Annotated in this window: 6 protein-coding genes; all 6 read left to right on the forward strand. The window is 37.2% G+C overall.

The window, feature by feature from the left end:
• Positions 1–80 precede the first annotated feature (80 nt).
• The 6 genes from EG344_RS17355 (at position 81) to EG344_RS17380 (ending at position 19,868) form a co-directional block, all read left to right on the forward strand.
• Positions 81–6,971, forward strand: coding sequence for a hypothetical protein (locus EG344_RS17355; protein ID WP_123910641.1), 6,891 nt, complete (start codon positions 81–83; stop codon positions 6,969–6,971).
• Between the two features lie 11 nt (positions 6,972–6,982).
• The gene (locus EG344_RS17360; RefSeq protein WP_123910642.1) at positions 6,983–13,231 is read left to right on the forward strand and encodes a hypothetical protein; all 6,249 of its coding nucleotides are present in this window, start codon (positions 6,983–6,985) and stop codon (positions 13,229–13,231) included.
• Positions 13,232–13,316: 85 nt separating this feature from the next.
• A complete protein-coding gene (locus EG344_RS17365) occupies positions 13,317–15,023 on the forward strand; it encodes a hypothetical protein (RefSeq protein ID WP_123910643.1) in 1,707 nt (568 codons plus the stop codon).
• Between the two features lie 2 nt (positions 15,024–15,025).
• Positions 15,026–16,834, forward strand: a complete 1,809-nt coding sequence (locus EG344_RS17370; protein WP_123910644.1) for a hypothetical protein — start codon at positions 15,026–15,028, stop codon at positions 16,832–16,834.
• Between the two features lie 2 nt (positions 16,835–16,836).
• A complete protein-coding gene (locus EG344_RS17375; protein WP_123910645.1) occupies positions 16,837–18,210 on the forward strand; it encodes a hypothetical protein in 1,374 nt (457 codons plus the stop codon).
• Positions 18,211–18,212: 2 nt separating this feature from the next.
• Positions 18,213–19,868 carry a hypothetical protein gene (locus EG344_RS17380; RefSeq protein WP_123910646.1) on the forward strand — a complete coding sequence of 552 codons (1,656 nt, stop codon included), beginning with the start codon at positions 18,213–18,215 and terminating at the stop codon, positions 19,866–19,868.
• Positions 19,869–19,876 lie beyond the last annotated feature (8 nt).

The raw sequence follows: 19,876 nt of genomic DNA on the forward strand, positions 1-19,876 counted from the left end.
AATTAAGTAAATCCTACTTAATAAGGCTTTTGTTTGCCTAAACGAAAGCCTTCCACTCACCCAAACACAAAATTATTTTTATGTCAAATCAAACACCGGTAACACACAGGTATTACCCGAGGTTATCCTCTGTGGTTACAAAAGACGACATCCCGGACATTCTGGGATTCTTAAAACCGGGGATTACTAACCTCCTCGATAAAATCTATTATAAAGATTTACAGTATAGTAAAGGGCCGAAAGGAGATTCAGCGTTTTACAGTTTATCTGTCGTTTCCAAGAGAATCGATATTGAAATTCCGGGAACAGGGATTTCATTAGTCCTGAACGGAACAGATGACACCGCGATCTCCGCATTTCCCATTACCGTTGAATACCAATGGAAGATCCTGGCGTATTTACGCTACTTCAGCTTAGGAAACTTTTCCTTTGAACCTCAGCAGATCTTCGAGGTAGCCCTTAGGGTGCTTAACGTAACGGAAGAACAGGCCATCGCGCACTTTGTGAACACATTTGTCTCACCAGCGAATCAGAATATCACGCCTCTGATGCAGTTTGTGAAGGATATTAATGACTCACATAGTTTGGGACTTACATTGCCATCCGATGCTACGACAGTTACAGACGTGGTACAGGATATTTTTAATAAAACGGCAGGAAAGTATGCTTCATTAGTTGCTTTTGCAACCTACTTGCTTTCCAGCGACATGCAGGAGACAGCAGAAAAGGTAAAAACCTTTTTTAAAGCTTTAATGCCACAGGATATTGATGAGTTCATCAAAGAGGTAGCCATTCCGAAATTTAAGGCAACCTTAATGCTGTCGGCAGCTATTGAATTTCCCAGAAGTATTTTAAAACCGGTAAATCCATTAAAACACCCGACAGCTCCTTTAGAAGTCATTGAGGATGAAACTAAAAAAGTAACCCTTAGTTTTGGAGAAGCTTTATTCTATGCGGATACTGAAAAAGGTTTCGGATACAATATGGATCTGGTTCTGAATATGAGTAATCCTGCTCAGATTGGAAACACAGGCTTTGTGATTGATATTCACAACCTGAAAATTGACCTCAGCAAAACGGAAAATATCGCCGAAGCTGATGCAGACGGAAGACCTAAGGAATTTATGGGGGTCTATATGGAATACACCGAGATTTTCCTTCCGAAAAAATGGTTTAAAAAGAAAAATCCTGAAGGGAATAGTCAACAGACCATCGGTATTTCAGCCAATCATATGCTGATCGGAACCGGAGGGCTTTCAGGAAATATTGCCATTAGACCTACCTACGCCGTTAAAACAGTAGGAACCGAGACAAAAGTTGTTGATTATTACAGTAAGTTTTTTAAGCTTGATTATGATAATCTAAAAGTGAAATCCATGAGTAGCTCTAATGAAACAACTATTCATAACATGGATGAACTGATGACTTTTATGGATGGTTTGGCATCGCCTTCTGAACTTAAGTTTGTTTACCCAATGGGACTAAGAACCGTTGCCGGAGATTACAGGGAATTCCAGAAAGAAGAAGACTATTATAAATTCCTGGCAAGTCTTTCTACAGACAGTCTTGATAATGATAACCGTACCTTATGGTTTAACCTTGGAAAAGATACCGAAAAATCATGGGAATTAGGATTCAGTAAATTTGATATTGATTTCCACCAGGGACAGGTAGTACACTCCTCATTACATGCTGGGCTGAAAATTAAAAAATTCAAAGATTATCAGGGTGCGGACATGGTCATTGATGTTGTTGGAGAATGGGAAAGCAAAGAAAATTTCAAGCTTTCTGCAGCCATTCTGCCTTTTGGTCTGAAAATGAACCTTTTTAACATCCTTAACTTTTATTTGCAAAGAATAGAAGTCGGAAAGAAAAATGATAACTTCTATGTGGAAGCAGATACTAAGATTACCTTCCCTGAGGGTTCATTCGGAGAAAGATTGTTAGGAAAAGAAGGAATTGATCTTCCGGCTATCCGTTATTATGCTAACGGTAAATTTGAAATCGCAGGCGGGAGCTCTATTATTCCAACCAACCTTCACCTGAACTTAGGTCCGGTACGTATGGCAGTTACAGCCATCCATATGGGAACCATCCAGAGAATGTTCAATGGTAATATGCGTACCTATAATTATATCGGATTTGATGGTGGTATTAATATCAATCCACTAGGTCTTGATGTAAGAGGTAATGGGGTAAAATACTATTATACTGCTGATAACGATGAATTCGGTGGAACTAAAGATGATTATTTCCATATTTCAACCTTAGAAGTTGATTTAGTAATTCCGGGAACAGCCAGTGCAAGTGCTGCAGTAGCTATTATCAAAGGGGCTCTTACCATTCCTGAACCAGGAAAATCTACAGAATATAGAGGTAAAGTTTCTCTTCAGCTGCCGAAAATGAATATTTCCGGTTCTGCAGAAATGGCTTTTGATCCTAAATATCCGGGATTCCTGGTAGATGCAAGCGTCGAATTGCCATTCGTGATCCCATTAGGTTCATTTGGTATCTTCGGATTCAGGGGGCTTATCGGATACCGATATGTTGCTCATAAGAAAGCTATTGGAATGACAGAAAATGATACCTGGTATGATTATTATGTACATCCGCAGCGAGGAATCAATACCGATAAATTTATCGGACCTCAGTATACTCAGGAGTATAGCGCACCATTCTCCTTTGGAGCAGGGGCATCTCTGGCAACCTTAGACGGACGTCTTGCTTCATTGCGTGCCATGGTATTGCTTTCAGTACCAAGTATGTTTGCGATTGACGCCGGATTAACGATTATCAGTGAGCGTCTCGGATTGACGGAGGATGACCCTAAAGTTCCGCCATTCTATGCATTCGTTATCGTCGGTGACAATTCACTGGAAATTGGAGCAGGAGGTAACTTCCAGCTTAATAAAAATAACGGGTCATTTATTGATATTAAGGCCGAAGTTCAGATGGGATTCTTCTTTAAAAATCAAAGGCCATGGTATGTCAATTTCGGAACAAGGGACAAACCGATCAGGGCTAGTCTATTTAAAGATTCGGTGAATATTAAGGCAGAATCTTATCTGATGATTGCTGCCAAAGGAATTGAAGCGGGAGCAAGGGTAGATTTCAACCTGAATCTGATTATTGTAAAAGTGTATGCCGCTATTGAAGTGGGAGCTCACATCAGTTTTGAAAGACCACAGGTAGGAGGATATATTTATGTGGAAGGAGGAGCAGAGATCAATCTTTTCATTGTAAGTGTTGCCTTATTTATCTCGATCTATTTCAGAGTAGAACTTATATTCCCGTTCCTGATCCTGGCAGAATTCAAATTCGAACTCAAGATTAAGCTGGTGATCTTTAAAATTAAGCTTAAAGTTCATTTAAGTATCAAATGGGAGAAAGGAGAGAATAAGGTAGATACGAGTGCTGTACCGCCTCTTACTTATGTATCTGATCCACCAAATGTTGATTATCCGAAAGAAGAGCGATTGAAAAATGCAGTCAAAGGAGTTCACATGCTTACCAATGAAACTTTTGATCTTCCAGTAGTACTGGTTAATGAGGTTCCGACATCAGCAGTTAAAGATCATGAAAAACTGCCTACCATTCCATTAGATACCTATATTGATATTAAAATTGAAAAAGGGCTTATTCCAACTACAGCTGCAGGAGAGAAAATTGGAGGACATACTAGCGGAGCGACTGAATTTACAGATCTTATCCCGCCTCAGAAAACGCAGCCGGGAGGCCACGTACTTCGCCAGGTGAAGCACCAGTATTCTATTGAAGATGTAGAAATTAAAATCCTTAATAAACAAGGGAAATGGAATAAATACAATCCTTACAAGGCTGTATTAACCAAAGATGAAGCAGATCAAATCACTAATCTTGATAAATTTAAATTAGGATTCTGGCAGAAAACAAATGATAAGTATGATACCATCAGAATTTTGGCATCTACACCATTCTCATTCTTAGATGCTGCACAACCGGGATGGTTTATTCCTGAACAATACGGAATTACGGCTTCGTCACTATTTTGTACAAAAACAGAAAAAGTATGGCATGAGTCTAATGTAAAAGATAAGGCTGTTGGAACGGTATATTATCCACCGGCAGGAGCACCATATAACTTCATTAACGGAGCCTATTACAACCTTTTAGGAACAGTATCGGACGCTGCGGATTATATGACGGTTTCCAATGCATCCAACCCGCATAATTTTTCTAAATCATTGAAGATTACCAATGGAAATACAATGGTTCTCTTACTTCCTGAAGCATCGGCAAGTATAGAATTATTACTTTCAACAATGGCCAGCTCAGTGACAGTCAGATACTATAAAGATGTATTCTCTACTACAATTTATCAGAATTATGCCCTGATTGAGGAAGTAACCAAAACTAAAGCAGAACTGGCATCAGAACTGATTTATGAAGCAGCTAATCATGGAGGTCAATATGTAAGTAAGATTGAAATTATTCCATACAATGCCAACCAGCAGGAAATTGATGATATCAATGCACAAATTGACCAGATCTGGGCGAATGCAACAGCCAATACAACGGGTGAGGTCAGTAGTGTAGTTCTTTCTCCAGATGAACAAGCTAACTACGACAAACTTGTTGAGCAGATGAAGAAATTGAAAGCCGGAGGATGTACTGCCTCTCAATGCAATGAGCTTGACTTTGATGTAATGCATGTTGAAAATGGATATAATGGATTTTGGGGCAATGGGAACATAAACTTTGATATGTCTAATGTAGCCACTAAATGGACAGATTACGAAACTCAATATATGATGATAACCTCAGGGAATACTCCACCATATGTTGACTTCAATACACATTCTGTGATCTTCCTGTTTTTACCTAGCGGCCCTCTTAGTCGATTGATTAAGCATAATAGTGTGATCTCAAAAATTACAGATCAATCTAATGGTATTGATATCTGTTACTCAAGTGATTATCCGAAAGAAAACATCAATAAAGTAGTGATCATTAAGGTAAGTAAAACTACACAAAAACCTCTTAACCTGAAGTTTACTCCTGATTGTGGATGTAATTCTAAAGCAGAACCTTGTACAAAAGATACAAAACTTTGTGATTTCCTTACCGGGCTTATGTATAATCTTAATAAATGCATTGTTTATCAGGGAGTAGATGAAGTAACTCAATTAAGATATAGTTCAAAGTGTTTCTTCATGTTCATCGATGCCATCTACCAGTTTGATAAAGCGTTTCCACAATATAATCTCATCCAGGGAGCAGGATATGTAAGAGACCTTGTAGAGAAGTTGAGAAGCTACCTGAATACTGAAGGTGCTAAAATGTCTGTAGCGGTACAATTAACAAAAGACATTTATGATATCATTTTTAAACTAGGAAACTGTGGATGTGGTGATGATGATGGTAATACAGTTAACCTTTGTCATACTTTATTTCATCAGGTGAGATGGATGACTGCTGAAGATTATGAATATCAACAGACCATCCCGTCACAAGATGCTGTAACAGAAGATATGCAGCTGATGCAGGAAGCCATGAGTAAAGTGGTACAACCGGTTTGGAGACCAAATAGTGTATACTATATCAACCTTAAACTGAAAGATAATGTAAATGGAGATACACCTCATATCATTGATTATTATTTCGCCTTTAAAACAGCAGGACCTATCGGACACTTTGAGAAGAAAAATGAAGACTACATTGAAGATCTTAAAGATAAAGATGGAAATAAGATCCCTAATAAGAAGAAGAATATAGATGAATATCCAATTACTTCTCTGAAATCATATATCGATATGAAAAAATCATATCCTAACGTAGACGGAGACCTTCTGATGGCAAAACCATTATTCTATGGTAATGAACAGAGTAAAATTGTCCTATCATTTACTAAGCCTTATATCTATAATATGCTGAAAACGTGGGCTGCTCATCATGATACTGAAATAGACGTTGAGGAGATCATCGGAAGTATTAATATCGCGATTAAAGATCCTATAACAGGTATCAGTATTCCATATCCATTACCTTCGACCTGGAAAAAGCATGAAACAATACCGGTAACGAAGGAATACTGGGAAGGTGATGATGATCCAAATTTACCATTGGGAGTTCAGCAGATGCTTAATTATGTGAATCACGTTAATCAGGGGAACACAGGCATGGCTTGTAGCATTAACCTTGGGAAACCGGTTACACCAAAAGCATATAAATACTCCGTTAAACTGGAGGATCTGAGTCCGGAAAAACTATATACAGCTATGATCTACAATGCCTTTGATGATGACGGAGATGGAAAATATGAGCCACAGCCTACACCAACATTGGAAGATCCTTACAAAGTATATGAAGAGAACCAGAAGATTCATGAGTTTGTATTCAGAACTTCAAGATACAAGGACTTTAAAGAGCAGGTAGAAAGTTATAAGCTAAAAGAATATAATGATAAAAATGAAGTGATTGGACAGAAGGATGCGATCTATGAAGTGAAAGCAGATCTTAAGCCACAACAGCTTAATGACCTTTATATCTTAGCTTCAGAAGGTATTGAAAATCCAAACTTAAAAGGGCTTGCAAATACCTATTCAGAAGTATTTGACAGGGCTTTTGAAGGAGTAATGGGACTAAAGCCATTAAATCCTCCTACCAATACGGAATTTGTCAAAATAGTTAATACCAATAATGATGTGGTGGCATTACTCATCAGGAATCCGGAACCGTTTAATGATCCGAAAATTCCATTGAAGAAAGTGAAAGAATGCCTTCAGGTTCTTAATGCAGTAAACGAACATATTGAAGATTTCCAACTTATCTATGCTAAAGACTATTCTCAGATTTTAGTCGTGCATAAGAGTAATAAGATCAAAGATCAGAAATTAAAACTGCAGTTTATGTATAAATACTGGAATGGATCAGTATACACTGAATTTCCGGGAAGCAGAGTGGTAATTAACGAATTAAAACTAAACAATTAATTAAATCTAAAATGAGTTTTTTAAAAAATCATAATTATATAAGTTCCAAAGGATCAGTTAACTCTTCTACGAGGAACCAAGGGAGGGTAATGCAGGTAGGAAGCATAGATCTATCCGGACTGATTACAGTCCTTGATGAAAGTGGTAAGATGAAATGGAACAGAGGTTTTAAACCCTCCCAAGGAGGATACACTACCTTTGTGAAGGTAATGCCATTCAAAAACGGTGATTTTGCCATTGTGGGAATAGATTCCTCAACAACCCCTCTTGTAATGAGAATTAATGTGAGCGGAGAAGTACTATGGTGTAAAAAATTTCCTTCGATCGTAACCGATGAAAGACGTATTTATGCTGAAATACTTGCTGATTCTTTAGTTTATATTACTTTTTATAGTGTAAGCACAAAAACCAGCGGAACTCTTGTGTTGGGCTCAGACGGAAGTGTAGAATCAAGAACAAATCTTATTAATAAAGGTAATCCAGGGGCAACCCTGGAAGTTACCGGAATCTCTACCTTTAATGAAGTTGTTCATATCTGTGGTAATGAAACCTATAATGGTGTAAAACGCGGTGTTTCCTTCTACGGACAGGTAAATGAACCGGTACTTTCTGCTCAATATCCTTCTGTAAATGATACTCCTGTTGTATTAAACGGAGTTTACTGCCACCCGATCCCACAAGGGAATTATGAATTGCATTGGGGAGGTAAAATTAATAATACTCCTGTACTCTTAGCAGATGTAGCTGGAGCAAGAGCATTTTTATTTAAAGAATGGGAATATCAATCAGTACAATTCATTCATGGCAAAGATTTTTTCTACGCAACTACAGGTGCAGGTTCTAGTTTCTGTTATTCCACTTATAATTATAAACCTGTATGGACACAGCAATCATTAATCAAAGGATTTTATATTGATCAGATTGTAGGAAATGAGGTGACCGTAAAAGGAATACATACTTCAGAGTTTACAGGGCTTGTATCCAGTGGGATTAATACTTGTGTTACCTCACATGTTAATAATGTTGATGTATCGGAAACGTCTTTTAAGCTCCACGATGCACCCTATGGCTATCTCAAATTAGATGTAAAGGAAGAGGACATTAAATTTGATATTATTACTAAGCCTTACGCTAGTGACAATACATGTGGTACGAATGGCGGTGATGGAACAGAGATTACCTTTAATGAGTTTTCAGGATTGCAGACCCCTAATTTCTACCTTCAGGCTGCAGGATCCAAAGGAGATGACAGTACCAAAGGAATTCACTTGAGATGGGGATTCGGAGGTGAATTGGGAGAAAATCACCTACCTAAAGGAAAACTTACCGACAACAAAAATAACTTCAATAAACCTGAAGATTTCGTTAAAGTATATAGAGCCCTTTATGAAAAGAATATTTTCCACTTTGATTTTAGACAAGCTCCTCAGCTTATTGACGAAAGTAAGAAGATGTGGGTATATAAGTTTAATGGTGACAAGAGAATTTTTTATGTCTATTTCAAAAATAAAACAAAATATACACAGGTAAGACAATCTGTTAACCCGATGTTGGACCCTCTTAAATTCATGCAGCAATATGGTAATGAAATTGTAGAGATTCTTTGTAAAACAGATATTTTCTTTGCTGCAGAGTTAGAAGTAGAAAATCAACAGTCAAATTCAGTAGTTGAGTTGGAAGCGCTTTCTGTAGCAGACCCGAATAATATATCCCAACAGCAGCTTTCTTATAGAGCTCACCCTTATAGTTTTAATGAGCTTTCTAACACCTATTTTAATGCTGAAAATGGAAAGACATTGCGTTTCAGACCTACCAATTGTCTTGTTACCGGGATTAAATTTGAGTTCTATTCAGATTTTATCATCAGCAGAAATCAGGCAAATGCATGGGAGTTAATGGGTGAATTCTCTCTTACTGACGAGCGCGATAAGGCTTTTGAGAGACTAGATCCTCTGCCTAAAGAGAATCCTGTTCATGGAGCATGGTTAAGATATAATGATGGTGCGTATGTAAATACGGATAATTATCGTACGAAGTGGGAACATGCCTCTACCGGTCCTTTAGACAGAGATATTCAAACGGTAGTCAAAAGATATGTAGAGCTGAGTAATGATCAGCCGAATCCAAAAGCCAATGAAACCATTTCAATCAATCTTTCTCCTACTGGTTCACAACAGGTAGTTGATATTAGCACGAATCTTCCTCAGGATGGAGATATGCAGGTGTCCAATCTCGATATTTTAAATATTGCTGCTTTGGATTATCACGTAGCACGAATGCTGGGGTTAGGATATCTGGATATCAATGATGAAGTTTTTGGAAACGAATATATTTATATCACAGAATATTATACCAATAAAAATCTGGATATCAATTCGGATGATAAGACCTATCAGCTGCTCTCCATGTCTCTTCCTGTTTCTACAGAAATTGAAAGGCTTTCATTGCCTGTGAAACTGATGAAACTGAATAAAGGAATGGATTCTAATAATCCGCAATCTGCCGGATTGTATGATAGCGAAGGATATTCTCATAATGGGAAATACCGTTATATCAGTATTTATAATCTACAGGTACCAGAACTTGAAGTAAACCCTACATTCTTTGGATCATCTGATAAACTGGATGCCTCTTCATTTACATTCCCGGTATATGCAGGTCTTGAATACCGTGTTGTAGAACCAGGCAAAACAGATGATTACATGTGGATCAAGCCGGAACTATGTCATGATACCAAATATGCAAATATTGATAATGCAGCAGACTCTTTTGAAACGTTACCGCTTCAGATTCCGGATACCTATGCTCCATTGTATATGCATAAGCAGGATAAAAGTGGAACTTATTTTTACAAAGGATATGGAATCAACTGGTTCTCCAGAGCGCAGATTGGAGGAGAGGAACTGTCAATTGACACCAAGATTAAACCTAACAACAGGTTATTACCTCCAACGGCAACAACAGCCTTCCTTATCCAGAAAGAATATCCTGTAACCCTTACTTCTCAGGGAGAACAGGATCGTAGAAATGCAATCGCGGATTCGGATAAAACATTAGTAAGACTTGGTTTTGATCATCATATTTATCAGGATGAAATTGTATATTCTATTCCATTTGATTCTACGCTTCAGGATGGTTACTATCTGAATCCGGATGCAATATTCCCGGATGATAAAGAAGTTATGGCTGATGAAGTGGAAATCTTCTACAGAAATTATACAATGAAAGAGATTTCTGCGAAGGTAGCCAGTATCAATCATCATCCGAATAATCAGCTTTTAGCAGAGATCAAAACGGTAGATTATACCCTTCCAAGTTCAGGGGGAGGAACTCCGTCTGCCCAGCCTTCAATTCCATTAAATATCTTAAAATCGGAAATTCCGGCAGGAACAACTATTAATGATTTTATCGGAGGAATTTTCTTATTAGATGGTGAAAGTTATATCATTAACGGAATTGAAGTACAACCTTCAGGATTGAAATTTACAGTGTTCAAAAAAGCACCAAGTGCTGCTATTATTTCAGGGACTTCACCGGTAATCGATCAGAGCAGCCTCGTACTTCCTACATTCAGTCCTGGTACTGAAGGATTGTTCAATGCCACTGAAAATATGCAGAATACGCCAACCTGGGGGCCAAAAAATCCGAACTCATTGAAAGTAAAAATCGGAACCAATGATTGGGGAATTCATAGAGAAATTATTCATACCCAACAATCGGACGGATCTGTTCAGAGATTCCTTGAAAAAAGTAGAGGATTCTGGAAAAATACTGAAATAGAGATGCATTATGAGACAATTGATAAGTATCAAAACAGTGAGGGAGTAGTGATAGATAAACCTGTTAAAGAATATAGGGTTCATAGAGGGGTTTATAAAGTGACATTCCCTGGATTCAAGCTGGCACAACATTCTCAGTTTTCATCCAATTCAGATTCTGTAGAATGGCTGAATGGTATTGTAAGGTTATTTACATTAGAAGATTATAATAATGGAGTTCCCAAAGAATCCAGATCGGTTTTCAAAGTAGTAAAAACAGAAAATATTGGAACAAATAAGGATCTTGTAGTATATATTTATGATGAAAATTTCAGAATTAAAGAAGATACAGCTCACTTACCTATATTTAATTATCATCCTGATGATCTGGCAACAATGATATCTAAGCCATTAACCCCACCAGTATATCTTACTGATCCTGTTATGGGCAAAAATATGCTTGTGAATTATTACCCTTCCTATAGAGTATACCTATATAAGAATGCTGCTAATAATTTAATTGAGGACGTTGTCTTACCACCTGAAAATGAAGATGTAAGATACTCTATCTTTGGATTTAAGAGTGTGGATCATGACAATGTAGATATGCAGGGAGCTCAATATAAGTCTAAATTCAGTGTTCCTGCTGTGATGTTTGCTAACAGAATTGTAGAACCTAAACCACCGAGAAAGCCAAAGGGGTCTCAATATGCGACCAGACCGGATAAATTCGGAAAGTCAACCTATAGCTTTATCACAGAATATGAGCATAAGCCATATTCAGTACAGTTCTTCAGAGCGAATAATGCTGTATTGTTAGCTTCTTTATATGAACCAACAAAGATTGAGGAAATTAAAAACAACCTTAATGCTCTTGGAGGCAATGATGAAGAGTTTTTTACTGACAGATGGATGAATTTTGTAGACTTTGAAATGCTTCTTAATACAACTAAAACAGAATTTGAAGCGTTTCCACCGGATGGTCCTGTGAAATTTACTATGCCACTTCCGAACAGTAAAATATTATTTGAAGCAATTAATTATTTCATTATGAATCATAACGAACATTTTGGGCTACAAGTAGGACAAAGTGGATATGCTAACTTATTGGATGAAATAAAGTGGAAAAATGGAAAGTATCCGATTAATTATCCTGTTATTGAGGCAGTACCGGGTGAGGCAGGTCAGCTGCGTTTAGGTCATTTTATTAAAGAAGCAATGATCAATTGTTTCCTACCACTTACGGAAGTACCTATTATTTATCAGCAGATTCATAATTTTGATTTCAATGATCTGGCAGGGCACAGACCTAAAAATAAAAAACAGAATATCAGGGATGCTTCAGGGTATTTACTACCTACTACACATGATGATTTTGATATGGCTCCAATGGCGGCCGTATACAGCCAAGGTCAGGGAGGTACTGCTCATTCAACATTGTTTACTGACTTTACGCTTGATGGGGCTTCGGATAACTTCTACTTCTATGGAGTAAGAGAATTGGGGAATCAATTGCAAATGGGAGAGTTCAGTAAATTCCAGGGACCTATTAAACTGGTTAATACCAATCCGGCTGAACCACCAAAGATTTTAAGCTTACTACCGATAGTAGATAATGCTACATTAGGAATTTCTGCCAAAGTAAGAATTGAAGTCAATTCTTATACCGATGTTCACAAGATCAATGAAATCTCTATTTACAGGGCGACCAACAAACTGGATGCAGATTCCATATTAAGTATGAAACATATTAAAACCGTGAAGATTACTGATGTAGAAGTAAACCCTGAAAATGGATCATGGACAGTGTATGATGAATTTGAAGATCTGGATGAAAAACCTTATGGTGATCCACTTTTCTATCGTGTGGTAGCTTCCAGAAAAGTGGAGTATACCACAATAGATTATGCTGTTTCACCTCCTGCAGCTAAAACGGTACAGGAACAGGCTCCTTCATTACCTTCAAAGACTACGGTAACCATGTTGGTAGAAAATTATAATCCGCCAGCACCTGTCTTAAGATATCATTCGGAGCCAGTAGATTCTGATGTGATCAATTGGGTAATCTTATCCTGGGATCAGGTTTGCTATAAAGGGAAATATCACCTTTATAAAATGAGTCCTCTGGGGAACTGGAAAGAAATTGCCAGAATAGATACAGATGAAAAAGATACTTCAAAAGCAAAACTGTATTTATATGGTAATAATCCGGCAACCAATACAGAAGAATGGTTCTTTGCAGAAGCATTTGATATGACCGGAAATGAGTTTTTCCTTCCTGTTGAAAAATTAGGACTGGATCCTATGAAGATTAAAGATGAAGAAGGAAGAGTACTTTATCATCATTTCAAAATGGTGTCTCAGAATACATCTAATATGTTCAGTACTGAAGAAAAGATTCTTACGATATACAAAAAAGAAACCTGGACTGATATCGGTGGAATTTCTCACGACGGAACAGATGGTATGATCTTACAGGGGACTTTCATTGTAAGACCTTAATTAACCTTTCATAAATTAATAAATATAAAATAGTTCCTCCTGTCCAGTAGGAAAAGGAGGAACTATTCACCAAAAAACAAAAATTATGGCAAAAAAAACAATTGCAGCTTTAAAAGAATATTTTAAGGTTGGAAAGAGACCAACAGAAAGTCAGTTTGGTGATCTTATCGATAGCTACGCCAATTTAGACGATAAAACTATTTTCCCTGATAACCATAAATATAAAGATCTATATGTTGAATTTCCTCACCAGCAAGGCGACATGGCGGTGGATGTTCTCTTGGGAAATAATTATCTGAACGGAAGTTTGGAAATTGAAATTACAGGTACGTTTGCTCATCAGACAAGTGTTGGGATTATAAAAAAACAATTTGAGCTTGGTCTTAATCCTGATGGGGTTGTTTGGTATCCCACTACGGCTAGAATTGTAGAAGCAGCGGGAACAATTTTAGATAATATTTACATTGGAGATATTGTATGGGATTCAATAAGAAATGAATATAAACTGACCATTTATCATACAAGTACTAATCAGAATCCCTATGCTATAAGAGTCAAGCAGTTTTCTTATGATAAAGCATTTGTAGATCAGGCAAGGCTTTCGGATGTCTATGTTAAACCGTTGGCTGAGCAAAAAAAACATTCGGTTTACTATACTGGAAATCTTGGATTAGGAACAGATAATCCAAAGTCTAAACTGGATGTTTGGGGGAATGTTCTTGCCGGCAGAAGTGATGCTACGGAAGGAATTAATGCATTTGCCATCCGTTATGAAAATGGATCTGTAAATAACTGGGGTTCATTAAGAAGTGGTGCGGAAACTTATATGAGTTACGGAGTTAAAGCTGATAATAAAACAGCGTATGGCTGGTTATCAGGTAATGGATCTTACGCAGGCTATAAAACGGCGGTAACTGTTGGTGGAGAAGGAATTAAGTTTTTATCTTCTAGTTATCAGCAGGCAGCACAGGATTCACCGGTTGCTCTTTCTGAACTTATGAGAATAACACCCAATGGAAGTGTAGGTATTGGTACAGAAAATCCACAGCAAAAGCTGGATGTAAGAGGATCAATTGTATCGCAGGTAGGGAGTAATGAAGGTGGATCTATCTTTTTCCAGAATCCCAATAAAACAGCGCCTGGAACCGCTCACCAATGGGCTATCTATAATATGACCGGAGGATATGGCAACGGATTGCAGTTCTGGAGCTATGCCGCAGATGGTAATAATTATGGTTCCAGAATGACTATTGCTGATAATGGGAATGTGGGGATTGGAAACGCAAGCCCTCAGGCTAAATTGGATGTTGAAGGAGGAATTAATATTGCTGCAGGATCTCCTATTCAATTAGGTGGAAATACTTCATCTCATGGCTTAAAATATAAAAGACAAAACAGTGATAATTCTTTGCTGGATGGCCCTTTTCTTTATGGTTGGACAGGAGGTGCCTTAGGAATTAAGAAAGGTGATATTGAATTCAATGTTTTAAACTGGAAAGAAAGCGGGAATGTTGCTATCCAGGGTAAGTTAGAAGCAAAAGATGTAGTCATCACCCAAACTCCTACAGCGGATTATGTTTTTGCATCAGATTATAATTTAAGAGGAATCAAGGATCTTGGAAGATTTATTAATGAAAACAAACACCTCCCGGAAATTCCTTCCGCAATAGAGATGACGGATACAGGGCTTTCCGTGGCAGATTTTCAGATAAAACTCCTACAGAAAATTGAAGAAATGTCACTGTATATCATTTCTTTAGACAAAGAGATTGATGTTTTAAAATCAAAATAACCATGGCAAAGAAAAATAAACAAGAATTAAAAACATATTTCAAAGCAGGAAAGAGACCTACTGAAAGCCAGTTTGGAGACTTAATAGACAGTTATGCTCATCTAGATGAGTTTTCAGAGTATTCCACTTTTGTAGAATTTCCTGCAAATTATCAGATAGGAGATTATATAGAGTTTTTAGATTTTGCACCTTCCAGTGCAAGTGCAGGAGGCTTCTATGAAATATCTCTGGCCTACACAAGAGGAAATATTGCTTGTGGAGCCACTCATATTGCAGCAGTTTCACATTCAAATCCGGATATCTGGAGAGAATGTGGAACAGTTAATAAGAATAATTATATCGATAGTGAACCCAATTATAATTTTACCGTTGATGTAAATGGGAGAAAATGTAGGCTTCGAATCAGAGCGATTCATACCTATGGAGTAGCAGACCAGGTGCTAAAAGTTTTTATTAAAATAAGATCAATTAATAAAAACGATGGATGGGCAGCAATAGATAACAGAGGCAATAGCTCCACTTCTGCTCCTCTTCAGCCGATGACCAATGAATGGAGCCTATTGGTTGGAAATCTAGCCTCTAAAGAAAGTGCTAAAATAGCATTAAAAGTAAATAGAGATGGAAATGTAGGTATTGGAACTGCTACCCCTGAAACGAAACTTAATGTAGTGCATGAAAACTCTAATAATCAGAACGCAACGGTTGCAAAATTTACCACCATCGGAGCTACAGGTGGAAGTAATATATTGAGCCTCTCTTACCATAATAAAGCCAATTTGGAATTAAATTCCGGGTTTTCAGGCTTAGGAAGAAGGTATGGAGATTACTTTGACTTCAATATAGAAAATGATAATTCTTATGACCCTAACTTTGGATCTATCAATTTCGTAACCAGTCAAAATATTAAAATGACTGTAAAACCTAATGGAAATGTAGGAATAGGAACCGTTAATCCATTATCTAAGTTGGATGTTAGGGGAACTATTTATGCAGGGAACGGAGATGGTACACAAGGGAATAATGCAATGGCGATCCGTTATGAAGATGGCTCGGTAAATAACTGGGGATCATTAAGAAGCAGTGCAGAAACTTATATGAGTTTTGGAGTTAAAGCTGATCCTAATGCTGGATTAAAATGGCTATCGACAACTAGTTCCTTTCCTCGCTTTAATACAGCGGTAGTTACAGGAAGTGAAGGAATTAAATTTTTAAGTTCAGGTTTTCAGCAGACCGGTTTAGATCTTCCAGTCAGCATGAATGAACTGATGAGAATTAGTCCAAATGGAAATGTAGGAATTGGCACAGAAACTCCACAGCAGAAACTTGATGTACAAGGAGCAATTATGTCCCAGATCAGTAGCAATGAAGGGGGAGCTATCTATTTAGATAATAAGACTAAAACAGCACCGGGTACAGCAAACAGATGGGCCATTTATAATATGACAGGGCAATATTCCAATAGTTTACAATTCTGGAATTACTTTTCAGATGGTGGAGGTGGTGCCAGACTCGTATTATCTGATGCCGGAAATATGGCATTACATGGTAAACTCGAAGCAAAAGATGTATTGATTACAGCTACTCCTACAGCAGATCATGTTTTTGCAGCTGATTATAAATTGCGAGAGATAGCTGAACTTGAAAAATTTATTTCTGAAAAAAGCCATCTTCCGGAAATTCCTTCTGCAAAAGAAATGACTGATAGTGGATTATCCGTAGGCGATTTTCAGATCAAACTCCTTCAAAAAATTGAAGAATTAACATTATACATGATCTCCATGAAAAAAGAGATTGATGCAAAACCTAATTAATCATGGCGAAAAAAGAAATTACAGTATTAAAGGAATACTTTAAGGCTGGAAAGAGACCTACAGAAAGCCAATTTGGGGATTTTATTGACAGCTTTGCTCATCTGGATGATGCTAATATATTTTCACCCAACTATAAAGAGAAAAGTAACTTTAAATTTGTCTTTCCCGAACAAAAAGCAGATCAGGCAATTGATGTATTGCTTGGAAATGTAATAATTCATGGGTGCTTTGAAATTGAAGTTGCTGGGTTTTATAATTTTCAAAACAGTGTAGGGACAATTAAAAAACAAATTGTTATTGGAGCTTTTAATGATAATAATATTTGGAGACCTCCGGTATCAAGAATTATAGAAGCTTCGGGAGAAATTGTTGATAATATTTATATCAGTGATATTGTTTGGGATAATACCATTAAACAATATAAAATAACTATTTACCACACCAATTCAAGAGGGAATGAGTATGTAGTAAGGTTGGTACACCACTCAACAACAAATGCGGTTGTTGACAAAGCAGTTCTTTCAGATATTTATACCAATTCTCTTTCAGGACAGAAGAAACATTATGTACACTATAATGAAAATGTAGGGATAAAAACAAAAAAACCTATCGCTCCGCTGGATGTTCAGGGAAAGATACTATTTGATACTGAATCTCCTGTTATAGGAGGTGTTGCGATCAAAGGCTATGAGACGATGTGGGCTAGAGGGTATCATTTTCTTTCATCCGATGCAACCCAAAATGCAGGAGGCTTTGCAGCTGTGGGTGTAAAGGATAAGGTTAATCTCTATTATATCGGAAAGTATGAAAGCAAAGTTGCCTCATTTAATCCGGAAAATAATCACAGTGCTTTCAGTGGAAATATGGAAGTAGCTGGAGAAGTAAAGTCTCAAAGCCAAAGAGTTTTCGACTATTCACCAACTATTTATTTAGATAGAAGTGTTGATTATGGAGGATATACCCAAGGAATCCAGACAAGATTATCTAATGGTGCCAACAATTGGTTCTTTGGAAATGCCCATGAAGATACATTTGTAGTATCTACCGGATCATATGATGGAGGAAGGCAGCTTGTAGTGAATAGAAATGGTAATGCAGCTTTTAAGGGAAAAGTAGAAGCTAAAGACTTTGTAGTGTCTACGACTCCTACAGCAGATCATGTTTTTGCAGCTGATTATAAATTGCGAGAGATAGCTGAACTTGAAAAATTTATTTCTGAAAAAAGCCATCTTCCGGAAATTCCTTCTGCAAAAGAAATGACTGATAGTGGATTATCCGTAGGCGATTTTCAGATCAAACTCCTTCAAAAAATTGAAGAATTAACACTCTACATGATCTCCATGAAAAAAGAGATCGATGTTTTAAAAACAAATTAATCATGGCAAAAAAAACAATTACAGAATTAAAAGCTTATTTCAAAGCAGGAAAAAGGCCTACAGAAGCGCAGTTTGGTGACGTAATGGATAGCTTTGCCAATCTGGAAGATCCACAATTATTTCCTAAGAGTTATATTAAAAAAAGACTAAATATTGATTTTCCCAATGACGTATTTGATCAGGCTGTGGATATCCTTCTTGGAAACAGAGGAATGTCTGGACGTCTTGAAATAGAAATTGTGGGTACATGGATGTACACAAATACTGTCGGAAATATTAAGAAACTGTTTCAGTTAGGACTCAATCCGGATAATGCGATATGGTATCCAACTACGTCAAGAATTGTGGAAACCGGAGGACCTATTACGAATCATATTTATATTGGAGATATTGTTTGGGATGCCAATATTAATCAATATAAAATAACTATTTTTCACACTCACCATTCAGGGAATATATATGATGTCAGAATTACTTATCATTGCCCGTTTGATACACAGGATTTTAGTGAGGTAAAGCTTTCAGATGTCTACACTAGCCCCCTTACAGGACAAAGAGTACATTATACCCATTATAATGATAACCTGGGAATCGGAACTACCTTGCCGGAAACAAGTCTTCATGTGAAAGCTCCAAAAGATAAGGGACATTCCAATGTAGTTGGAGGTCTTTTTGACAGAAGTGAAGCCGCCGGAGGAAGTAATATTGTGCAATTGAAGTATCATTCTACAGCAGATCTTGAATTAAACTCTTTTTATAGTGGTACTAATTTCAGATATGGTTCTTATGGTGACTTTAACATTGTTAATAATATTGATGATGGTACTTATGGCGCTATTAATATGGTTACCAAAAAACAAACAAGGTTAAGTATAATGCCAAATGGAAATATTGGTGTAGGAACCACCTTACCAACAGGAAAGTTGCATATCTCCCAGAGCCCAAGTTCAGATCCTATTGATGCTATGACTATTGATGTGGGATCCTTTGGAAACCCTCAGAATGCCAATAAAAGTCATTATTTTAGAGTAAGAGATGTTGGCGGAAGCAATAATATACCTTTTATTATTAAAGGATCCGGAAATGTAGGAATAGGCACTGAAACACCGGCAGCAAAAATGCATCTTGTTTCAGGCTATGTTTTTCCTGACAGCGAAGGAGCTTTAATAGTAGGCGATACCTCACAGGTCAATTTAAGATTGGGTTGTTCTGATCGATACAGTTGGATGCAAGGTCATGGAACGTCCCCATTGCATATTAATCCGCTCGGAAATAATGTGATTTTAAACAAAGACGGAGGAAATGTAGGAATAGGAACTCAAAATCCGGATCAGAAGCTTACGGTAAAAGGAAAAATCCATGCTGAAGATGTTGTTGTGGACATGAATGTCCCTGCTGATTATGTCTTTCAAAAATATTTTGACGGGCAATCTTCCATCAGACCAGAGTATCAAATGCCAACAATTCAGGAATTGGAATCTTTTGTACGAGAAAATAAACACCTTCCGGAAATTCCTTCCGGAGAAGCTATTGTAAAAGATGGCGTGAATCTGGGTGATTTTCAAATGAAATTACTTCAGAAGATTGAAGAGTTAACACTTTATGTCATTTCTCAGAATAAAGAAATAGAAAACCTGAAAGCTATTATTAAAAAATAATACGATTC

It is taken from the genome of Chryseobacterium sp. G0162 (genome assembly GCF_003815715.1).
GTDB lineage: Bacteria > Bacteroidota > Bacteroidia > Flavobacteriales > Weeksellaceae > Chryseobacterium.

Excerpts from the sequence above, each read along its gene's own strand:
- EG344_RS17355 (WP_123910641.1), top strand. The coding sequence starts at position 81 with ATGTCAAATCAAACACCGGTAACACACAGGTATTACCCGAGGTTATCC.
- EG344_RS17360 (WP_123910642.1), top strand. The coding sequence starts at position 6,983 with ATGAGTTTTTTAAAAAATCATAATTATATAAGTTCCAAAGGATCAGTT.
- EG344_RS17365 (WP_123910643.1), top strand. The coding sequence starts at position 13,317 with ATGGCAAAAAAAACAATTGCAGCTTTAAAAGAATATTTTAAGGTTGGA.
- EG344_RS17370 (WP_123910644.1), top strand. The coding sequence starts at position 15,026 with ATGGCAAAGAAAAATAAACAAGAATTAAAAACATATTTCAAAGCAGGA.
- EG344_RS17375 (WP_123910645.1), top strand. The coding sequence starts at position 16,837 with ATGGCGAAAAAAGAAATTACAGTATTAAAGGAATACTTTAAGGCTGGA.
- EG344_RS17380 (WP_123910646.1), top strand. The coding sequence starts at position 18,213 with ATGGCAAAAAAAACAATTACAGAATTAAAAGCTTATTTCAAAGCAGGA.